Annotated in this window: 12 protein-coding genes and 1 pseudogene; 12 read left to right on the top strand and 1 reads right to left on the bottom strand. The window is 60.7% G+C overall.

Annotated features, from left to right (window positions below):
* Window positions 1-193: 193 nt before the first annotated feature.
* The 12 genes and pseudogenes from ACQKP4_RS03225 to ACQKP4_RS03170 all read left to right on the top strand — a co-directional run bounded on the left by ACQKP4_RS03225 (window position 194) and on the right by ACQKP4_RS03170 (window position 16,860).
* Window positions 194-1,510, top strand: coding sequence for a nucleotide sugar dehydrogenase (locus ACQKP4_RS03225; RefSeq protein WP_427630346.1), 1,317 nt, complete (start codon window positions 194-196; stop codon window positions 1,508-1,510).
* A 103-nt stretch (window positions 1,511-1,613) separates the two neighbouring features.
* Window positions 1,614-3,095: a mannuronan synthase gene (alg8, locus tag ACQKP4_RS03220; protein ID WP_427630344.1), complete on the top strand. Its 1,482-nt coding sequence runs from the start codon at window positions 1,614-1,616 to the stop codon at window positions 3,093-3,095.
* A gap of 36 nt (window positions 3,096-3,131) precedes the next feature.
* Window positions 3,132-4,301, top strand: a complete 1,170-nt coding sequence (locus ACQKP4_RS03215; RefSeq protein WP_427630342.1) for a PilZ domain-containing protein — start codon at window positions 3,132-3,134, stop codon at window positions 4,299-4,301.
* A gap of 15 nt (window positions 4,302-4,316) precedes the next feature.
* Window positions 4,317-5,816 carry an alginate biosynthesis TPR repeat lipoprotein AlgK gene (algK, locus tag ACQKP4_RS03210; protein ID WP_427630341.1) on the top strand — a complete coding sequence of 500 codons (1,500 nt, stop codon included), beginning with the start codon at window positions 4,317-4,319 and terminating at the stop codon, window positions 5,814-5,816.
* Window positions 5,813-7,300, top strand: coding sequence for an alginate export family protein (locus ACQKP4_RS03205; RefSeq protein ID WP_427630339.1), 1,488 nt, complete (start codon window positions 5,813-5,815; stop codon window positions 7,298-7,300). Before algK ends, ACQKP4_RS03205 begins: the two co-directional genes overlap by 4 nt.
* Window positions 7,301-7,326: 26 nt before the next feature.
* Window positions 7,327-8,922: pseudogene (algG, locus tag ACQKP4_RS03200) on the top strand (mannuronan 5-epimerase AlgG).
* A gap of 10 nt (window positions 8,923-8,932) precedes the next feature.
* Window positions 8,933-10,381 (top strand): alginate O-acetyltransferase, encoded by a 1,449-nt coding sequence (locus tag ACQKP4_RS03195; RefSeq protein ID WP_427630337.1) that lies wholly within the window; start codon window positions 8,933-8,935, stop codon window positions 10,379-10,381.
* An 8-nt stretch (window positions 10,382-10,389) separates the two neighbouring features.
* Complete coding sequence (locus ACQKP4_RS03190) at window positions 10,390-11,511, top strand: mannuronate-specific alginate lyase (protein ID WP_427630336.1); 1,122 nt, start codon at window positions 10,390-10,392, stop codon at window positions 11,509-11,511.
* Window positions 11,512-11,772: 261 nt separating this feature from the next.
* Window positions 11,773-13,338, top strand: a complete 1,566-nt coding sequence (locus tag ACQKP4_RS03185; protein ID WP_427630334.1) for an MBOAT family O-acyltransferase — start codon at window positions 11,773-11,775, stop codon at window positions 13,336-13,338.
* Between the two features lie 11 nt (window positions 13,339-13,349).
* Window positions 13,350-14,525 (top strand): alginate O-acetyltransferase, encoded by a 1,176-nt coding sequence (locus tag ACQKP4_RS03180; RefSeq protein WP_427630332.1) that lies wholly within the window; start codon window positions 13,350-13,352, stop codon window positions 14,523-14,525.
* A 17-nt stretch (window positions 14,526-14,542) separates the two neighbouring features.
* Window positions 14,543-15,199, top strand: coding sequence for an alginate O-acetyltransferase AlgF (locus ACQKP4_RS03175; RefSeq protein WP_427630330.1), 657 nt, complete (start codon window positions 14,543-14,545; stop codon window positions 15,197-15,199).
* A gap of 209 nt (window positions 15,200-15,408) precedes the next feature.
* On the top strand, window positions 15,409-16,860 hold the full coding sequence (locus ACQKP4_RS03170) for a mannose-1-phosphate guanylyltransferase/mannose-6-phosphate isomerase (protein ID WP_427630328.1): 1,452 nt from the start codon (window positions 15,409-15,411) through the stop codon (window positions 16,858-16,860).
* A gap of 74 nt (window positions 16,861-16,934) precedes the next feature.
* Here the strand turns inward: ACQKP4_RS03170 and ACQKP4_RS03165 are convergent, their stop codons facing one another.
* A complete protein-coding gene (locus ACQKP4_RS03165; protein WP_427630326.1) occupies window positions 16,935-19,676 on the bottom strand; it encodes an RHS repeat domain-containing protein in 2,742 nt (913 codons plus the stop codon).
* Between the last annotated feature and the right edge of the window lie 48 nt (window positions 19,677-19,724).

The raw sequence follows: 19,724 nt of genomic DNA, 5'->3' as shown, positions 1-19,724 counted from the left end.
CATAACAGGGCACCTCATAATAATAAGGCCTCGTTGCGCACACCTTGAGTGCACTTATTTAGACACTCGGAACTTAGTTTGCCTGCACGGGGCATTGTCGCGCCTGTAAGCCGCACTTTCGAGTGCACTATTAACGCAGAACACCATTAACTCCGGCCATCTAATGGCTTGTTAAAACACAGAGGTAATTGCGATGCGCATCAGCATATTTGGTTTGGGTTACGTCGGCGCAGTCTGTGCCGGTTGCCTGTCTGCACGGGGCCATGACGTCGTTGGCGTCGATGTTGCCAAGGACAAAATCGATATGATCAACGCCGGTAAATCACCGATCGTTGAGCCGGGTCTGGGCGAGCTGCTGCAGAAGGGCATCGAGACGGGCAAATTGCGCGGTACGACCAACTTCGCCGAAGCGATTCGCGACACCGACCTGTCGATGATCTGCGTCGGTACGCCGAGCAAGAAGAACGGCGACCTGGAACTGAACTACATCGAAGCGGTGTGCCGCGAGATCGGTTTTGTCCTGCGCGACAAGACCACCCGCCACACCATCGTGGTACGCAGCACTGTGCTGCCGGGCACCGTGGCCAATGTCGTGATCCCGATCCTCGAAGACTGCTCCGGCAAGAAAGCCGGTGTCGATTTCGGCGTCGCGGTCAACCCTGAGTTCCTGCGTGAAAGCACCGCGATCGCCGACTACGACCTGCCGCCGATGACCGTCATCGGCGAGTTCGACAAAGCCTCGGGCGACGTTCTGCAATCGCTGTACGAAGAGCTCGACGCCCCGATCATCCGCAAGGACATCGCCGTTGCCGAGATGATCAAGTACACCTGCAACGTGTGGCACGCCACCAAGGTCACCTTCGCCAACGAAATCGGCAACATCGCCAAGGCGGTCGGCGTCGACGGTCGTGAAGTGATGGAAGTGGTCTGCCAGGACAAGACACTCAACCTGTCCCAGTACTACATGCGCCCAGGTTTCGCGTTCGGCGGCTCTTGCCTGCCAAAAGACGTGCGCGCCCTGACCTATCGCGCCAGTTCGCTGGACGTGGAAGCACCGTTGCTGAACTCGCTGATGCGCAGCAACGAATCCCAGGTGCAAAACGCCTTCGACATCGTCTCCAGCCACGACAAGCGCAGGGTTGCCCTGCTGGGCCTGAGCTTCAAGGCCGGCACCGATGACCTGCGCGAAAGCCCGCTGGTGGATCTGGCGGAAATGCTGATCGGCAAGGGTTACGACCTGAGCATCTACGACAGCAACGTCGAATACGCCCGTGTCCACGGTGCGAACAAGGATTACATCGAGTCGAAAATCCCGCACGTCTCGTCCTTGCTCAATTCCGACTTTGACGACGTGATCAACAACTCCGACGTGATCATCCTCGGCAACCGTGACGAGAAATTCCGCGCCCTGGCGCAGAACGCTCCGCACGGCAAGCAAGTGGTCGACCTGGTTGGCTTCATGGCCAAAGCCACCAGTGTCAGCGGCCGCACCGAAGGCATCTGCTGGTAAAGCAGCCGCAAGCTTCAAGCTCCAAGCCGCACGTTCAAAAGCGCCTCGCTCCAGGCTTGTCGCTTGGAGCTTGGGGCTTGCAACTGACTTTAGGATGTTGACTATGCACAGGCTAAAGCACGGCCTGCTTCAGGCCGCCGGTTGGCTGTTTTACCTCAGTTTATTGATGGGCATCGCCATGGTGTTGCCCGCGTCCACGTTCGACGCCGAGTCGAAGGACTTTATCTTCCTGATCGGCTTCATCGGGATCTGGCGTTACTCGATGGGTGCCACGCACTTTCTGCGCGGGATGCTGTTTCTGTACGTGGTCTACCCGCACCTGCGGCGCAAAGTGCGCAAGCTGGGCAAAGCGGCAGACCCGTCTCACGTTTACTTGATGGTCACCAGTTTCCGCATCGACGCGCTGACCACCGCGCAGGTCTACAGCTCGGTGATTCGCGAAGCGATCGACTGCGGCCTGCCAGCCACCATGGTCTGCTCGATCGTGGAAATGTCCGACGAATTGCTGGTGAAAAGCCTCTGGGCGCGGATGAATCCGCCGGACCGGGTCAAGCTCGACTTCGTGCGCATTCCCGGCACCGGCAAACGCGATGGCCTGGCCTACGGCTTCCGCGCCATCTCGCGTCACCTGCCGGACGACCGTGCCGTGGTGGCCGTGATCGATGGCGACACCGTGCTCGCCGAGGGCGTCGTGCTCAAGACCGTGCCCTGGTTCCAGCTGTTCGGCAACGTCGGCGGCCTGACCACCAACGAGTTCTGCGAAGTGCGCGGCGGCTACATCATGAGCGAATGGCACAAACTGCGTTTCGCCCAGCGCCACATCAACATGTGCTCGATGGCCCTGTCCAAACGCGTACTGACCATGACCGGCCGCATGTCGGTGTTTCGCGCCAGCGTCGTGACCGACCCGGACTTCATCGCCGACGTCGAAAGCGACTCGCTGCAACACTGGCGCCTGGGCCGCTTCAAGTTTCTCACCGGTGACGACAAGTCGAGCTGGTTCAGCCTGATGCGCCTGGGCTACGACACGTTCTACGTGCCGGACGCCGCGATCCACACCGTGGAACACCCGCCGGAAAAGAGCTTCATCAAGGCCAGCCGCAAGCTGATGTTCCGCTGGTACGGCAACAACCTGCGCCAGAACTCCCGCGCGCTGGGCCTGGGGATGAAACGCCTCGGCCTGTTCACCTCGGTGGTGCTGTTCGACCAGCGTGTGTCGATGTGGACTTCGCTACTGGGCCTGACCGTCGCGATCATCGCCAGCTTCAAATACGGCACCGCGTTCATCCTGGTTTACCTGCTGTGGATCGGCATCACCCGCCTGATCCTGACCCTGCTGCTGTCCTGCTCCGGTCACCGGATCGGCCCGGCCTACCCGGCGATTCTCTATTACAACCAGATCGTCGGCGCGCTGGTGAAGATCTACGTGTTCTTCCGCCTCGACCAACAATCCTGGACTCGCCAGGACACCAAATTGACCCGTGATCTCGCCAGCTTTCAACGTTGGTTCAACACCTGGTCGTCTCGGACCATGACCTTCTCCGCCGGCAGCATTTTTGTCGCCGTGCTGCTGATGATGGTCTGACCGCCCCCTTATTGAATTAGCCAGGAAATAGCCCTTATGAATACCGCCGTCAACGCCAACGTAGTGCATGAATCCGAAGCCCAGCGCCAACACGCCCGAGTGAAAATCCCGGCCAGGCTGCGTTTTTTCGGCCCTGACCGGACTCCGGTCGAAGCCCGAGTGATCGACCTCTCCGCCGGCGGCCTGGCGTTCAACGCCGGTCAGCTGCCGCTGAAGGTCGGCGATGTGCACAAGGCTCGCCTGCAATTCGTCATCGATAACCTCGGCCTGGCGATGGACGTGGAGCTGCAGATCCGCTCCTTCGATCGCCAGACCGGTCGCGCCGGTTGCCAGTTCCAGAACCTGGAACCGCAAGACATCTCGACCCTGCGCCACTTGATCACCTCGCACCTGGCCGGCGACATCGTCAGCATGGGTGAAGTGCTGGCGACCCTGCAGCGCGACAACTTCACCAAGGCGCGCAAGGTCAAGGACGGCGGCCACGGCATGACCGCGTTCGGGCGCTTGCGTGCCGTGACGTTCAGCCTGGCGATTTTCCTCGTGGGCCTGGCGGCGTTCGGTTTCATTTTCAAATCGGTGTACGGCATGTACTTCGTCAGCCATGCACAAGCTGGGCTGGTCAGCGTGCCGGGGATGAACATCACCATGCCGCGTGACGGCACCGTGCAGAGCCTGATCAAGGCCGACGGCGTTGCCGCCAAAGGCGCCCCGCTCGCCACGTTCAGCACCAGCATGCTCGACGTGCTCAAAGGGCATCTGGACGAAGAACAACTGCAACCGGCCAAGGTTGAAGAACTGTTCGGCAAGCAAATGACCGGCACCCTGACCTCGCCATGCGATTGCACCGTGGCCCAGCAACTGGTCGCCAACGGTCAGTACGCCAGCAAGGGCGACGTGATCTTCTCCCTGGTGCCGCGTAACAGCGAAGCCAACGTTGAAGCGCGCTTCTCCTATCGCCAGTTCGGCGATGTACGCCCAGGCACTTCGGTCAGCTTCCAGATCGCCGGCGAAGACCAGACCCGCAGCGGCAAAATCGTCAGCAGCACCAGCCTGAAAAGCGCCGACCTGTCGTCCGACATCCGCGTGCTGATCCAGCCGGACGAACCACTGGACAGCAAGTTCGCCGGTCGCCCGGTTGAAGTGAACAGCGACCGTGGCCCGAACCTCAACTGGCTGATCGACAAAGCCATGGCTTCTGGCCTTTAAGTCGAGGACCTGCCTGTGACGACTCCTATTTCCAACACACCGCCGACCCTGTGGGAGCGAGCTTGCTCGCGATGGGATCCACGCGGTCTGTCTGATACACCGAGCCGCCTGCATCGCGAGCAAGCTCGCTCCCACATTGGATCGCTGTGTGCCGTTGCATTGGCGGTCAGCCTCGGCGGTTGCGCCGGCCTGCCCGACCAGCGTCTGGCCAACGAAGCCCTGAAGCGCGGCGACACCGCACTGGCGGCGCAGAATTACCAGCAACTGGCAGACCTGGGCTACAGCGAAGCACAGGTTGGCCTGGCCGATATCCAGGTCGACAGCCGTGACCCGGCGCAGATCAAGCAAGCCGAGGCGACTTACCGCGCCGCGGCCGACGTTTCGCCGCGGGCTCAGGCGCGCCTCGGTCGCCTGCTGGTGGCCAAGCCCGGTTCCACCGAAGCTGAACAGCACGAAGCCGAAGGCCTGTTGAAAAAAGCCTCGGCCAATGGCGAAGGCAACACCCTGATCCCGCTGGCCATGCTGTACCTGCAATACCCGCACAGTTTCCCGAACATCAACGCCCAGCAGCAGATCAGCAAGTGGCGCGCCGAAGGCAAACCGGAAGCGGGCCTGGCCCAGGTGCTGCTCTACCGCACCCAAGGCACTTACGACCAGCACCTGGACGAAGTCGAAAGCATCTGCAAAGCCGCGTTGAACAGCACCGACATCTGTTACGTCGAACTGGCCACGGTGTACCAGAAACAAGCGAAACCGGAGCAACAAGCCGAGCTGATCAAGCAGATGCAAGCCGCGCATGCGCGGGGCAGCGTTTCCGCGCAGCGGATCGACAGCGTCGCTCGCGTCCTCGGCGACGCCACCTTGGGCAAGACTGACGAAAAAACCGCGCAGTCGCTGCTCGAAGGCATCGCGCCGGGCTACCCGGCGTCGTGGGTCAGCCTCGCGCAATTGCTCTACGACTTCCCGGAACTGGGCGACGTCGACACGATGATGAAGTACCTGGAGAACGGCCGCGCCGCTGACCAGCCGCGCGCCGAACTGTTGCTCGGCAAGCTCTACTACGAAGGCAAGTGGGTGCCGGCCGACGCCAAGGTCGCCGAAGCCCACTTCCAGAAAGCCGTCGGCAAAGAAGTCGCCGCCGATTACTACCTCGGCCAGATCTACCGCCGTGGTTACCTGGGCAAAGTCTATTCGCAGAAAGCGCTGGATCACCTGCTGACCGCTGCGCGCAACGGCCAGAACAGCGCCGACTTCGCCATCGCCCAACTGTTTTCCCAAGGCAAGGGCACCAAGCCCAACCCGCTCAACGCGTATGTCTTCAGCCAGTTGGCCAAGGCCCAAGACACCCCGCAAGCCACCGAGCTTGCACAAACACTCGAAGCCCAACTGCCGCCTGCCCAGCTCGCCGAGGCCCAACGCCTGTTGAAACAAGAACAGGCCGTTCGTGGCGCCTTGAGCCAGAACACGCTGGAACTGCACGCCCTGCAAGAAGAAGACGGCGAGGAATCCCTATGAAGTTGAATCCCTTTGTACAGGCCGGCATTGGCCTGACATTCGCCCTGTTGTGGTCGTGTCCGACCCTCGCGGCCATGACCGAAACCAAGAACTACGGGCTTGACGCGAAAATCACCGCGCAGTCTGAAGACGACACCGACCTCGGCACGCAGAAAGGTGGCGACGTCAACGGCGTCGGTCTCGACCTGCGTCCGTGGATCTACGGCGAGAGCGGTGCCTGGAGCGCCTACGCCATGGGCCAGGCCGTGACGGCCACCGACATCATCGAAACCGACACCCTGCAAGGGACCAACGGCGACGGCACCCAGACCACCGACAACGGTGATCGCAAGACCAAGAAAAACTACCTGGCGATGCGCGAATTCTGGGTCGGCTACAGCGGCCTGACGCCGTATCCCGGCGAGATGCTCAAGCTCGGTCGTCAACGCCTGCGCAACGACGACGGCCAATGGCGCGACACCAACATCGAAGCCCTGAACTGGACCTTCGACACCACGCTGTTGCGCGCCAACGCCGGTGTGGCTGAACGCTTCAGCGAATACCGCACCGACCTGACCGAACTGTCGCCCAACGATAAAGATCGCCTGCATGTCTACGGCGATGCGGCGTATCAGTGGACGCCGGGCAACTGGGTCGGCATTCGCGGTCATCACACCCACGATGACGGCAAGCTGGACTACGCAGAGCCTGGCGTGCCTGCCGATACGCTGGACAAGAAACAAAATGGCGACATCAGCTGGCTCGGCCTCACCGCCGACAGCGACGCCTACAACTGGCGCAACACCAACACCGTCAATTACTGGGGCAGCATCACGGGCATGAGCGGCGACCGCGACAAGGTCAACCCGTTGAACGCCGACGGCACCGCGCCGGCCCAAGCCAAAACCAGCGGCAACATCGATGGCTGGGCCACCGACCTTGGCGTGCGCCTGCGCCTCGATCCGCAATGGCAAGTCGGTGCCGCCTATGCCCGAGCCAGCGCCGATTACGAACAGAACGGCCTGGAAAGCAACCGCTCGACTTACACCGGCACCCGCTCGCGCGCTCACCGTTTCGGTGAAGCCTTCCGTGGCGAAATGCAAAACATGCAAAGCGCGACGTTGTTCGGTTCGTGGATGCTCAACGACGAATACGACGCCAGCCTGATCTACCACAAATTCTGGCGCGTCGACGGCAACAAGCCCGTCGGCAGCAACGGCATCGACGCCGTCGAGAACAACACCGACGACGCCACCGGCGCCATTCTTTCCAGCACGGCGCTGCCGCTGGAAGACGGCAACAAAGACCTCGGCCAGGAAATGGACGTGGTCGTCACCAAGTACTTCAAGCAAGGCTTGCTGCCGGCCTCGCTGAGCCAGTCGATTGATGAGCCTTCGGCCCTCGTGCGGTTGCGTGGAGGGGTGTTCAAGCCTGGCGACGCTTACGGCAAAGGCGTCGACTCGTACATGCACCGCGCATTCATCGACGTGATCTGGCGCTTCTGATGCGAACCGCGAAGGGAGTTCCTGACATGAACAGTCCGAAGAGAGGCGCGTTGACCTTGCTGGCTCTCGCGCTGCTGCTGGCCAGCTCGGCCGGTTTTGCCAGCGTGGCGCAGGCCAACGTGGAGCCGGCGGCGACGCAAAAGCCGGCGACCATGGCCAAGGAACTGCAACAGGCCAAGACCTACACCGTCAGCAGCGCACCGACCGCGCCGCTGGAGCTTGAAAAGCCGAAATTGCCGGACACCTCCGGCTACACCGCCGAAGCCATCGCCAAGAAAGTCGTGCGCACCAAGGCCGGCAAGATCAGCGTGCGCCGGATGATGCAGGAAGACGCGCTGAAGGACTTCATCGGCGGCGACAACAAGATGGCCGAATGGGTAGTGCGTCAGCACGGCATCCCCCAGGCGATCTTCGTCGACGACGGCTACATGAACCTCAAGGACCTGGCGAAAAAACTGCCCAAGCAGTACTTCAGCGAAACCTCGCCGGGCGTGTTCCTGGCGAAATTGCCGATTGTGGTGGGCCGTCACGGCATCCTCGAAATCGACCGACAGACCCAGGAATTGCGCCTGTCGCAAGAGGCCGGCTCGTTCCTGGTCAACGACGGCCAGCTGTTCGTGCGTTATAGAAAAATCACCGGCTGGAGCTAAAAGGCAAACGGCCCGGCGGCCTTCAAGTCGCCCAAGGAATTCCGTCCGTTCCTGCTGTCCTGGGGCGGCACCGAGACCTACATCGCCAACAGCAAGATCGCCAGCTTCGGTTACGCCAACAGCAAGTCCTACGGCGTGAGTATTTCCCAGTACACGCCGAACATGGCCAAGGTCCTCAAGCGCCCTGAGCCGACCGGCTGGATCGTCGGCTCCGAGTTCTCCGACATGTGGTACGGCTTCTACTGCTACGAGACCCGCGACTTCGTGGTCAAGGGCAACACCTACAAAGACAACATTGTCTACGGCATCGACCCGCATGACCGTTCCCACGGTCTGATCATTGCCGACAACACGGTGTACGGCACGAAGAAGAAGCACGGGATCATTATTTCCCGTGAGGTCAACGACAGCTTCATCTTCAACAACCGCAGCTTTGACAACAAACTCTCGGGCCTGGTGATCGACCGTAACAGCGTGAACAACCTGATCGCCTACAACGAGATCTACAGGAACCACACCGACGGCATCACCCTCTACGAGAGTGGCGACAATCTGCTGTACGCCAACAAGGTGATCAGCAACCGTCGCCACGGCATCCGCATTCGTAACAGCGTGAATATCCGCCTCTACGAAAACCTGTCGATGGCCAACGGCCTGACCGGCGTCTACGGCCACATCAAAGACCTGAGCGACACCGACCGCGACATCAAGCTCGACCCGTTCGATGCCCAGGTGTCGCTGATCATCGTTGGCGGCGAACTGGCCGGTAACGGCAGCGGCCCGCTGTCCATCGACTCGCCGCTGAGCGTCGAGTTGTATCGCGTGTCCATGCTCGCCCCGACCAAATCCAGCGGCATCAGCTTCAACGGGATTCTGGGCGAGCGTCAGGACGAAATTCTCGACCTGCTGGTGCGCCAGCAGAAAGCCGTGCTGATCGACCCCGTCGAACGCCAGACCGAAATGCGGGACTGAGGATAATTTTATGCACCCACACTTGATCAAATTACTCAGCCTGTCGGGCCTGACGCTTGGGATTCTCGCGGCCAGCAACGGTGCGCGCGCGGATGAAGTCCAACCGCCGACATTCACCGCCGACCCGTGCTGCAACCTGTGTCCTGAAGCTCACGACGCGAAGAACTACACCACGCGTTATCAGCAGAACTTCACCACGCTGGTGCAGGCGCAGGGCGATTGGTTGTTCCGTACGCAAGAAGACTTGCGCACCGAGTTCGACACCTCCCCCGCCGGCTACAAACGCATGAAAGAACTGCACGATGCGTTCAAGAGCAAAGGCGTGGAACTGGTGGTGGTTTATCAGCCCACCCGTGGCCTGGTGAACCGCAACAAGCTCAACCCGGAAGACAAGGCCCGATTCGATTTCGACAAGGCGCTGAAGAATTACAAAACCATGCTCGGGCGTTTCGCCGCCATGGGCTACACCGTGCCGGACCTGTCGCCGCTGACCAACGAATCGCTGCCCGACACCCTGCCGGCGCATGACTTCTACTTCCGCGGCGACCAGCACTGGACGCCGTATGGCGCCCAGCGCACGGCGAAAATCGTCGGCGAGAAAATCAAGCAAATGCCTGAATTTGCGGACATTCCGAAACGCGAATTCGAGAGCCACAGGTCGGGTCGCATGGGCAAGACCGGAACATTGCACAACATGGCCGGTCAACTCTGTGGCACCAGCTACGCGATCCAGTACATGGATCAATTCACCACCGAGCCCAAAGGCGAAGCCGCCGATGGTGACTTGTTCAGCGACGCCGGCAATCCGGAAATCACCCTGGTCGGCACCAGCCACAGTGGCAAGAACTACAACTTCGCCGGTTTCCTCGAAGAGGCCATCGGCGCCGACATCCTCAACGTGGCGTTCCCCGGCGGTGGCCTGGAAGGTTCGATGCTGCAGTACCTGGGCAGCGAAGAATTCCAGACCAAGCCGCCGAAGATTCTGATCTGGGAATTCTCGCCGCTCTATCGCCTCGACCAGGAAACCATCTACCGCCAGATGATGGCGCTGCTGGACAACGGTTGCGAAGGAAAGGATGCACAGATGACCGGCAGCACCACATTGAAACCGGGCAAGAACGAATTGATGGTCAACAGCAAAAACCTGAACCTGCAAAACAGCAGTCACCAGGTCGACATCCGCTTCGCCGATCCATCGGTGAAAACTCTGCAAGCCACCCTCTGGTACATGAACGGTCGCCACGAGGACATCAAAATCGAAAAACCGGAAACCTCCGACACCGACGGGCGTTTCGCCTTTGAGTTGCGCACGGATGAAGACTGGGCCTCGCAGAATCTGCTGGCCGTCGAAGTCCAAGGCCCTGAAGCCGGTGCCGCGCCGCAAAAAGTCGAAGCGAAAATCTGCAAACGCAACGTATTCCCGAGTGCCGAGCAGCGTACTGCTTCGGTCGGGCAATGAGGTCTGCTATGCGAAATCCGAACTTGAAAAAACTGTTGGCACCGACCCTGTTGAGCCTGGCGATGTTCGCCGGCGCAACCCAGGCCGCCGCGCCACTGCGCCCGCCACAGGGTTACTTCGCGCCGATTGAAAAAGTCAAAACCGGCGACAGCAGCGAAGGCTGCGAGGCGATGCCGACGCCGTACACCGGCTCGCTGCAATTTCGCAGCAAATACGAAGGCTCCGACAAGGCTCGTTCAACCCTGAACGTGCAGTCGGAAAAAGCCTTTCGCGACACCACCGCCGACATCACCAAAATGGAGCGCGGCACCAGCAAGCGCGTGATGCAGTTCATGCGTGACGGTCGCCCGGAACAGCTCGAATGCACGCTCAATTGGTTGACCGCCTGGGCCAAGGCCGATGCGCTGATGTCGAAGGACTTCAACCACACCGGCAAGTCGATGCGCAAATGGGCATTGGGCAGCATGGCTTCGTCGTACATTCGCCTGAAGTTCTCCGATTCCCATCCGTTGGCCAACCACCAACAGGAGTCGCAACTGATCGAAGCCTGGTTCAGCAAAATGGCGGATCAAGTGGTCAGCGACTGGGACAACCTGCCGCTCGATAAAACCAACAACCACTCGTACTGGGCCGCCTGGTCGGTGATGGCAACGTCCGTCGCGACCAACCGCCGCGACCTGTTTGACTGGGCCGTGAAGGAATACAAAGTCGGCGCCAACCAGGTCGACGCGCAAGGTTTCCTGCCCAACGAACTCAAGCGCCAGCAACGCGCCCTCGCCTACCACAACTACGCCCTGCCGCCGCTCGCGATGATCGCCAGTTTCGCCCAGGTCAACGGTGTGGATGTGCGTCAGGAAAACAACGGCGCGCTCAAACGCCTGGGTGACCGAGTGCTCGCGGGGGTCAAAGACCCGGACGAATTCGAGAAAAAGAACGGCAAGGATCAGGACATGACCGACCTCAAGGTCGACTCCAAGTTTGCCTGGCTTGAACCGTTCTGCTCGCTCTACACCTGCCCGCCCGACGTGCTCGAGAAAAAGCACGGGATGCAACCGTTCAAGACCTTCCGCCTCGGCGGTGACCTGACCAAGGTCTACGACCCGGCCAACGAAAAAGGCAAAGGTTCTTAAGGCTCAACGCGATCCATTGTGGCGAGGGGGCTTGCCCCCGTTGGGGTGCGCAGCGCCCCCAAAACCCGACAACGCGGTAAATCAGGAAAAACGCGTTTGCTGGTTTTACGACTGCTTCGCAGCCGAACGGGGGCGAGCCCCCTCGCCACAGGGTACGGGTAAGTGCAAGACGTGAGTTGAGTTGTATTCCCCCGGTTTTTCGGTGGGGGGTTTGGGGGGGCCGTTGGCCCTTGACTGTTGGTTAAACATGGAGAGATCGGGATGGTATTTTCATCCAACGTGTTCCTGTTTCTGTTCTTGCCGATCTTTCTCGGCATGTACTACTTGAGCGGAATACGCTATCGCAACTTGCTGCTGCTGCTCGCCAGCTATGTGTTCTATGCCTGGTGGCGGGTGGACTTCCTGGCGCTGTTCGCCGCCGTCACGCTGTGGAACTACTGGATCGGCCTCAAAGTCGGTGCCGCCGGCGTGCGGACCAAACCGGCGCAGCGCTGGCTGCTGCTCGGCGTGGCGGTCGACTTGTGCATCCTAGGCTACTTCAAGTACGCCAACTTCGGGGTCGACAGCATCAACGCGATGATGACGTCGGTCGGCTTGTCGCCGTTCATCCTGACCCACGTGCTGTTGCCGATCGGGATCTCGTTCTACATCTTCGAGTCCATCAGCTACATCATCGACGTCTACCGTGGCGATACCCCGGCCACCCGCAACCTGATCGACTTCGCGGCCTTCGTGGCAATTTTCCCGCACTTGATCGCTGGCCCGGTGTTGCGCTTTCGCGACCTCGCCGACCAGTTCAACAACCGCACGCACACCCTCGACAAATTCTCCGAGGGCTGCACGCGGTTCATGCAGGGTTTCATCAAAAAGGTCTTCATTGCCGACACCCTCGCGGTGGTGGCGGACCATTGCTTCGCCTTGCAAAACCCGACCACGGGCGATGCCTGGCTCGGCGCACTGGCCTACACCGCGCAGCTGTATTTCGACTTCTCCGGTTACAGCGACATGGCCATCGGCCTGGGTTTGATGATGGGTTTCCGCTTCATGGAAAACTTCAAGCAGCCGTACATCAGCCAGTCGATCACCGAGTTCTGGCGGCGCTGGCACATCAGCCTCTCCACTTGGCTGCGTGACTACCTCTACATCACGCTCGGCGGTAACCGCAAAGGCACGCTGATGACCTATCGCAACCTGTTCCTGACCATGCTGCTCGGTGGTCTGTGGCACGGCGCGAACATCACTTACATCGTGTGGGGTGCGTGGCACGGCATGTGGCTGGCGATTGAAAAAGCGCTGGGCCTGAACACTTCGCCGCGCAGCATCAACCCGATCCGCTGGGCGCTGACCTTCCTGCTGGTGGTGATGGGCTGGGTGATCTTCCGCTCGGAAAACCTGCACGTCGCCGGCCGCATGTACCACGCGATGTTCAGCTTCGGCGAATGGTCGCTGTCGGAACTCAACCAGGCCAGCCTCACCGGTTTGCAGATCGCAACCATGGTGGTGGCGTACGCCACCCTGGCGTTCTTCGGCATCCGTGATTTCTACAGCAACCTGCCGCCAGAGAAGAGCAAGCCTGTTGCCAATGTCGAGGCCGATGGCCCGGCCACCGCGACCCCGGGAATGATCAAGGCCGTACCCGGCGACGACCCGGCCAGCATCCACGAACCGGGCTACACCGTGGGCGTTGAAGCCAGCGTACAACCGGCTTACTGGACGGCGGACTGGTCGCGTTACGTGATGCGCGGCTTGATCTTGCTGTTGTTCATCGCCTCGATTTTCAAACTCTCGGCGCAAAGCTTCTCGCCGTTCCTTTACTTCCAGTTCTGAGGGATCTGACCATGACCCGCTCATTACGCATTTTCTACATCGCCCTGTTTCTGGTGACCTTGTTGGCACTGGGCCTGTGGTCGACGCGCAGTTTCCTGGGCTTCAGCACCAACGCCGACGCGACGGTGCTCAACGGCCGCTGGGCCAAAGCCGTGGAGACGCACTACGACGCCGAGTTTCCGATCAAGCGTCTGGGCACCAACCTCTGGGCCGCGCTGGATTTCAAACTGTTCAACGAAGGTCGTCCGGGCGTGGTGCTCGGGCGCGATCAGTGGCTCTACAGCGATGAAGAGTTCAACCCGATCGTCAATGAAGAGCTGAACCTGCAAGGCAACTACGCGCTGGTCGAAGGCGTGCGTCAGACCCTGAAAGAGAAAGGCATCAAATTGGTGATGGCGATTGTGCCGGCCAAGACGCGCCTCTATCCGGAGCACTTGGGTGAAGTGAAGCCGTCGAGCATTCACGCCAACCTTTATCAGGACTTCCACGCCCGTGTGGCGGCCGACAAGATCCTCGCCCCCGACCTGCTCGGCCCGTTGCAACAGGCCAAGCAGAACGGTCAGCAAGTGTTCCTGCGCACCGACACCCACTGGACCCCGGAAGGCGCGCAAATCGCCGCCGAGACCCTGGCCAGCACCATCGCTGAAAAATCCCCGTTGAGTGGCGAACCGCAAAAATTCGTCACCACGCCAGCGGAAAAAGTCACGCACAAGGGCGACCTGCGCTTGTTCCTGCCGCTGGACCCGCTGTTCGAAAACATGATGCCGGCGCAAGAACCGCTGCAGAAGCGCAACACCGTGGTGGCTGAAGGTCAGCCGGCCGGTGATGACGCGTTGTTCGCCAACACCGAAGTGCCGGTGGCCCTGATCGGCACCAGCTACAGCGCCAACCCCAACTGGAACTTCGTCGGTGCGCTGAAACAGGCGCTGCACAGCGACGTGGTCAATTACGCCGAAGACGGCCACGGCCCGATTCTGCCGATGCTCAGCTACCTCAAAAGCGATGCTTTCAAGAACAGCCCGCCACAGGTGCTGATCTGGGAATTTCCTGAACGTTATCTGCCTGTGAACAACGAAATCGGTGACGCCGACCCGCAGTGGGTCGCAGAGCTCAAAGAAGCCGGCGTGCGCCAACAAAACGTAGCCGCAACCACTAAATCCGAGACGCCCGACCGGGCGCAAAACTGAAAGAGAGAGGTAATTCCATGACTTTCACTAAAACTACTCCTCGTCGTCTCGCCAAGACCTTCGCACTCGTTGCAGGCATGAGCGTGTTGTCGATGTCCGCCTTCGCTGGCGACGCCGCACTCTACGGCCCGACCGCACCGAAAGGTTCGAGCTTCGTCCGGATCTACAACGCCAGTAACGCTGAAGTCAGCGCCACCGTCGGCACCACCGCGCTGAGCGACGTCGCGCCGCTGTCCAGCAGCGACTTCAGCTTCATGCCCGGCGGCGACTACAGCGCCAAGGTTGGCAGCCAGACCCTGCCGGTGAAACTGGCCGGCGATCACTATTACACCCTGGTCAACAACGCCAGCGGCGCGCCGCAACTGATCGAAGAACCACCGTTCAAGAACAAACAGAAATCCCTGGTGCGCGTACAGAACCTGAGCGACAAGGCGCTGACCCTGAAGACCGCCGACGGCAAGACCGAGGTGGTGCCGAACGTCGCCGCCAAGGGCCGTGGCGAGCGTGAAATCAACCCGGTGAAAGTCAGCCTGGCGCTGTACGACGGCGCGACCAAAGTCGGCGACGTCAAACCGGTTGCCCTGGAACGCGGTGAAGCCGCCGTGCTGTACGTCACCGGCAGCGGCAGCAGCCTGTCGCCAGTCTGGGTAAAACGCCCGGTTTCGACACGCTGATCAATTCTCTGAACTGACCCGGCTCTCTGTGGGAGCTGGCTTGTCAGCGATGGCATCACCTCGGTGAATCTGAAAAACCGAGTCGTCTGCATCGCTGGCAAGCCAGGCTCCCACAGGAGCCGAGGTGAGCGCTCAGAACGAGACAACAACAAGAGTGAAACGACAGAACGTTCGTGGCTCTAACCAATCGATTTTAAAGGAGTAACAACATGATTCCGGTGATCTTGTCAGGTGGTAGCGGCTCACGTCTTTGGCCGCTTTCGCGTAAGCAATTCCCGAAGCAATTCCTGGCCCTGACCGGCGAACACACGCTGTTCCAGCAAACCCTGGAACGCCTGGTGTTCGACGGCATGGACAGCCCCATCGTGGTCTGCAACAAGGACCACCGCTTCATCGTCAACGAACAGCTGAGCAACCGTAACCTGGAAGTGCAGCGCATCCTGATGGAACCGTTCGGTCGCAACACCGCACCTGCCGTGGCCTTGACCGCGATGATGCTGGTCAATGAAGGTCGCGACGAGTTGATGCTGGTGCTGCCGGCCGACCACGTGCTGGAAGACCAGAAAGCCCTGCAACGCGCGCTGGCCCTGGCGACCGTGGCGGCGGAAAACGGCGAAATGGTGCTGTTCGGCGTCCCGGCCACCAAACCGGAAACCGGTTATGGCTACATCAAGTCGACCAACGATTCGCTGCTGCCCGAAGGTGTCAGCCGCGTCTCGCACTTCGTCGAGAAACCCGACGTCAAGCGCGCCACCGAATACGTTCAGTCCGGCGGTTATTTCTGGAACAGCGGCATGTTCCTGTTCCGCGCCAGCCGCTTCCTCGAAGAGCTGAAAAAGCACGACCCGGACATCTACGACACCTGCCTGCTGACCCTGGAGCGCAGCGAGCAAGATGCCGACACCATCACCTTCGACGAAGCCACGTTCGCCTGCTGCCCGGACAATTCCATCGACTACGCGGTGATGGAAAAAACCCAGCGCGCCTGCGTCGTGCCGCTGACCGCCGGCTGGAGCGACGTCGGTTGCTGGGCGTCGTTGTGGGAAGTGAATGAAAAAGACGCCAACGGCAACGTGTCCAAAGGTGACGTGGTCATCCAGGACAGCAAGAACTGCATGATCCACGGCAACGGCAAACTGGTGTCGGTGATCGGCCTGGAAAACATCGTCGTCGTCGAAACCAAGGACGCCATGATGATCGCCCACAAGGACTCGGTCCAAGGCGTGAAGCAAATGGTCAACACCCTCAACGAACAGGGCCGCAGCGAAACGCAGAACCACTGCGAAGTCTATCGTCCGTGGGGTTCGTATGACTCGGTGGACATGGGCGGGCGCTTCCAGGTCAAGCACATCTCGGTCAAACCGGGGGCGTGCCTGTCACTGCAGATGCACCACCACCGCGCCGAACACTGGATCGTGGTCAGCGGCACCGCCGAAGTGACCTGTGACGAAAACGTGTTCCTGCTCTGCGAGAACCAGTCGACCTACATTCCGATTGCGTCGGTCCACCGTCTGCGCAACCCGGGCAAGATTCCACTCGAGATCATCGAAGTGCAATCGGGCAGCTACCTGGGTGAAGACGATATCGAGCGCTTTGAAGATATCTACGGTCGCTCCACCCCGATTGAACGCGGCGTGTCGGTGAAAACCATTGCGCAGTGATTGACCGGTAATACAAGAAGCCCTCGCCCAGCCCGTTGCGTTCCCTATCCGCAGCGGGTTGGCCGGGGGCTTTTTTATCCCTTCCAGATCGCCCCTGTTCTTGAGGCAATCGCCGCTGACTTCGGGTTAATCGCTCGCGTGGTGATTTTAACCACCTTGCTGGTCTGGTTGATCTTGTTCAACGATTTGAGCGTCAGGAAGTTGCCCACGCCGCGTACGTTCAACACATCCTTGGGCATGACCCCGGCGTCCGCGGCTATCCGCAGTTCGTTCGGTTTCAGCTGGGAGGCCGGGTTAGCCACCAGAAAATCCATCCTGACCTCGGTGTCATTGCTGGCCGTGCCGATTTGCGTCGCGGTGGAAATCGCTGCGATGGCGTAGATCTGTCGGGTGCCCGCCGTTTTCAGCTTGTCTTCTTTCTTCAGAATCGCGAAGAACCGGCTCTCGAGGATTTTTTGTGGGCCGGAACTCCCGGCAACCGGCTCGATGACCTGAGTCTTCTGAAAACCCAACGCCGCGAGTTCCAGCATCTCGGCGGCAATCGACTCGCCAAGTTCCAGATTCATCTGGGTCTCGCCTGACTGGGAATCCGGAAACATCCTCGACGCGTGTTTGAACGCGCGTCTGTACTCCTTCAAGCTGCGTTTCAGCTCATCCTTGCCAACCGCGTATCCAAGGTCCACACCCACTTCCACCGCTTTGAACCCGGAGCTGGGTTTGTACTTGCCGGTTTTCTCGTCAAACATCACGACCTTTGCCGTCATGGCCTTGACCTTCAATCCCATCCGCTGAAGCACGCCGATGTCGATCTCGTACTCCCCCACGGCATCGTGCTGAAGACCGAATAAATCAACGAACGTCATCGGGTTGTTCCGCACCATCGTGAACAGATTCAGCCCATCCACCGCCCCCGCAGGGTCCGGACTCAACCAGCGTTGTAACCACGGCACGTAGTAGCGAAAACCATAGTAATAAAGCCCCGTCGCATCCTGTTCCTTGCCCGAGTAGCGCAGGGTTTTATACGTCTGCGGGCCACTGAACCAGGCCGTCTCGCCGAACGGATAAAAGTGTTCCTGGCTGATGATCTGCGCCTCGGCGTCCAGCTCCACGGCGCAGGAATCGAGGTGGTCGACCAGGGTGTAGCGGTACTGATCGTTGACCCCGGACGGCGGGTTGCTGTGCCAATGCAGCACCCGCACGGCGTTCAGCCCGGCCTCGGCCAGGATGACGTGCAGACTTTGCCCGGTGCCGCTGTCGGTGCGCAATTCGAGGCCGTCGAGGTAACGAACTTCGCTCGTCACCGTCCGGGCGCGGGTCTGCAATGAACGGACTTTGCGCACCCGTCGACCGCCGCCGTCATAGAGGTAAACCTCACGGTCGTCGAGCCCGGCGTCGCGTTCCACCGGACTGACCGCGTGCAACTGGTCACGCCGGTTCCAGCTCAGCAACCGGCCCTGATCCAGCGCCAGCAGATTGCCTCTGGCGTCGAATGCTTCGGCGATGTCGTCTTCGCTCGGCGGCACTCCGTCGCGCCACGGCAAACAGTGATTGCTGTAGCGGGCGGCTTGCAATTCACGGCCAGGGCGTTGTGCACCGAGGTGGTTGAGCGTCAGCAGGTTGCCGCCCGCGTCGTAGTGGTAAGTCTGGTGATAGTTGCTGAGCGCTGCCGGATCAATACGCCCCACCGAATCGGGCCCCTGATTGGGAGTGCCCGCCTCCCAGCCTTGGGCGCCGATCAACTGCGAAAGACTGTCGTAGGTAAAACGACTGACCGGCTCGATGCGCTGGTTGTTGAAGTAGCGCACCGGCAGCGCCCTGCCCTCAATGCTCAAGACGTTGCCCATCCGGTCGTATTCGTAGATCAGGTGTTGCAGCAGCCGGTCGTTGGAATCCCGCGCCTGCCGCGTCAGCAGCAGACCATCTTCGGCGCGGTAAACCAGGGTGGTGTGTACGCCGTTACCCGCGGTTTCCTGTTCGATCTGTCCTCGCGCGTCGTAGCGGATGTCGCGCACCACGGGCTGCCAGGTGTTCGTGGCGTGAAGTTGCAGGCAGGTCGCGCGCAACTGTCCGTCAACGGTCAGACTGAACGCCTGTCTGTTGCCCTTGGCATCGACCTGCGCCAGCACATGGCCCAACGGTCCCGAGGTCCATTGCGATCTCGCGCCTTCCCCCGGCTCAAGCAGGGCCTGGCGATCGGCTTCCTGCACCGGCCAATCGGGATCAACCGGGGCCAGGGTGAAGTGCCGCACTTGCGCGCGGCGCTGTCCACCGAGTGCAAACGATTCGAAGATCAGCGTGCCAGCCGGATCGTCGTGGCGTATCAATTGTCCGTACTGGTTGCAGTCCTGGCGGCCTTGGGCGGGACCACCATAGGTCAGGCGCTCGACGCACTTTCCGCTCGCGTCCCCGGCGCAGCGCTCGACCACCGAGACCGGGCGAAGCAGCGCGTCGTAATCGACCCCGCGTTGCGTGCCGCGCCCGTCCCAGCTCAGCCGCTGTTCATGGCCAGGCCCCAACAGGCTGATCCGCACGCCCGCATCCACGCTCACCGTGCACAGCGGATTGCCGGAGAGCGAATACACCGACCGGAGGTTGGCCGGGGCCGACGGATTTTCTGCCTGCAACGCCCACAACCGAGGGTCCCAGCGCAGCACCGCTCGACCTGAGGCGTCGTAAACGGTGCGATTGACCCGCCGCCGCGCGTCGACGCCCTCGACCTCGCGCCAATACGCCACCGACCGCACTGCCAGACCCCGCGGATCGACAACGGTGAGTGTCGGTGTGTGGTGGTGCATCTGCATCGTCAAGGCCTGCATGCCGCTGGCGCCCCTGTCTGGCCAGCCGTCATCTAACTGCCGGCGGCC

Source organism: Pseudomonas sp. NPDC086278, assembly GCF_050280905.1.
GTDB lineage: Bacteria > Pseudomonadota > Gammaproteobacteria > Pseudomonadales > Pseudomonadaceae > Aquipseudomonas.
Note: the sequence above shows the minus strand (reverse complement) of the source record. Positions and strands in the feature narration are given on the sequence as shown.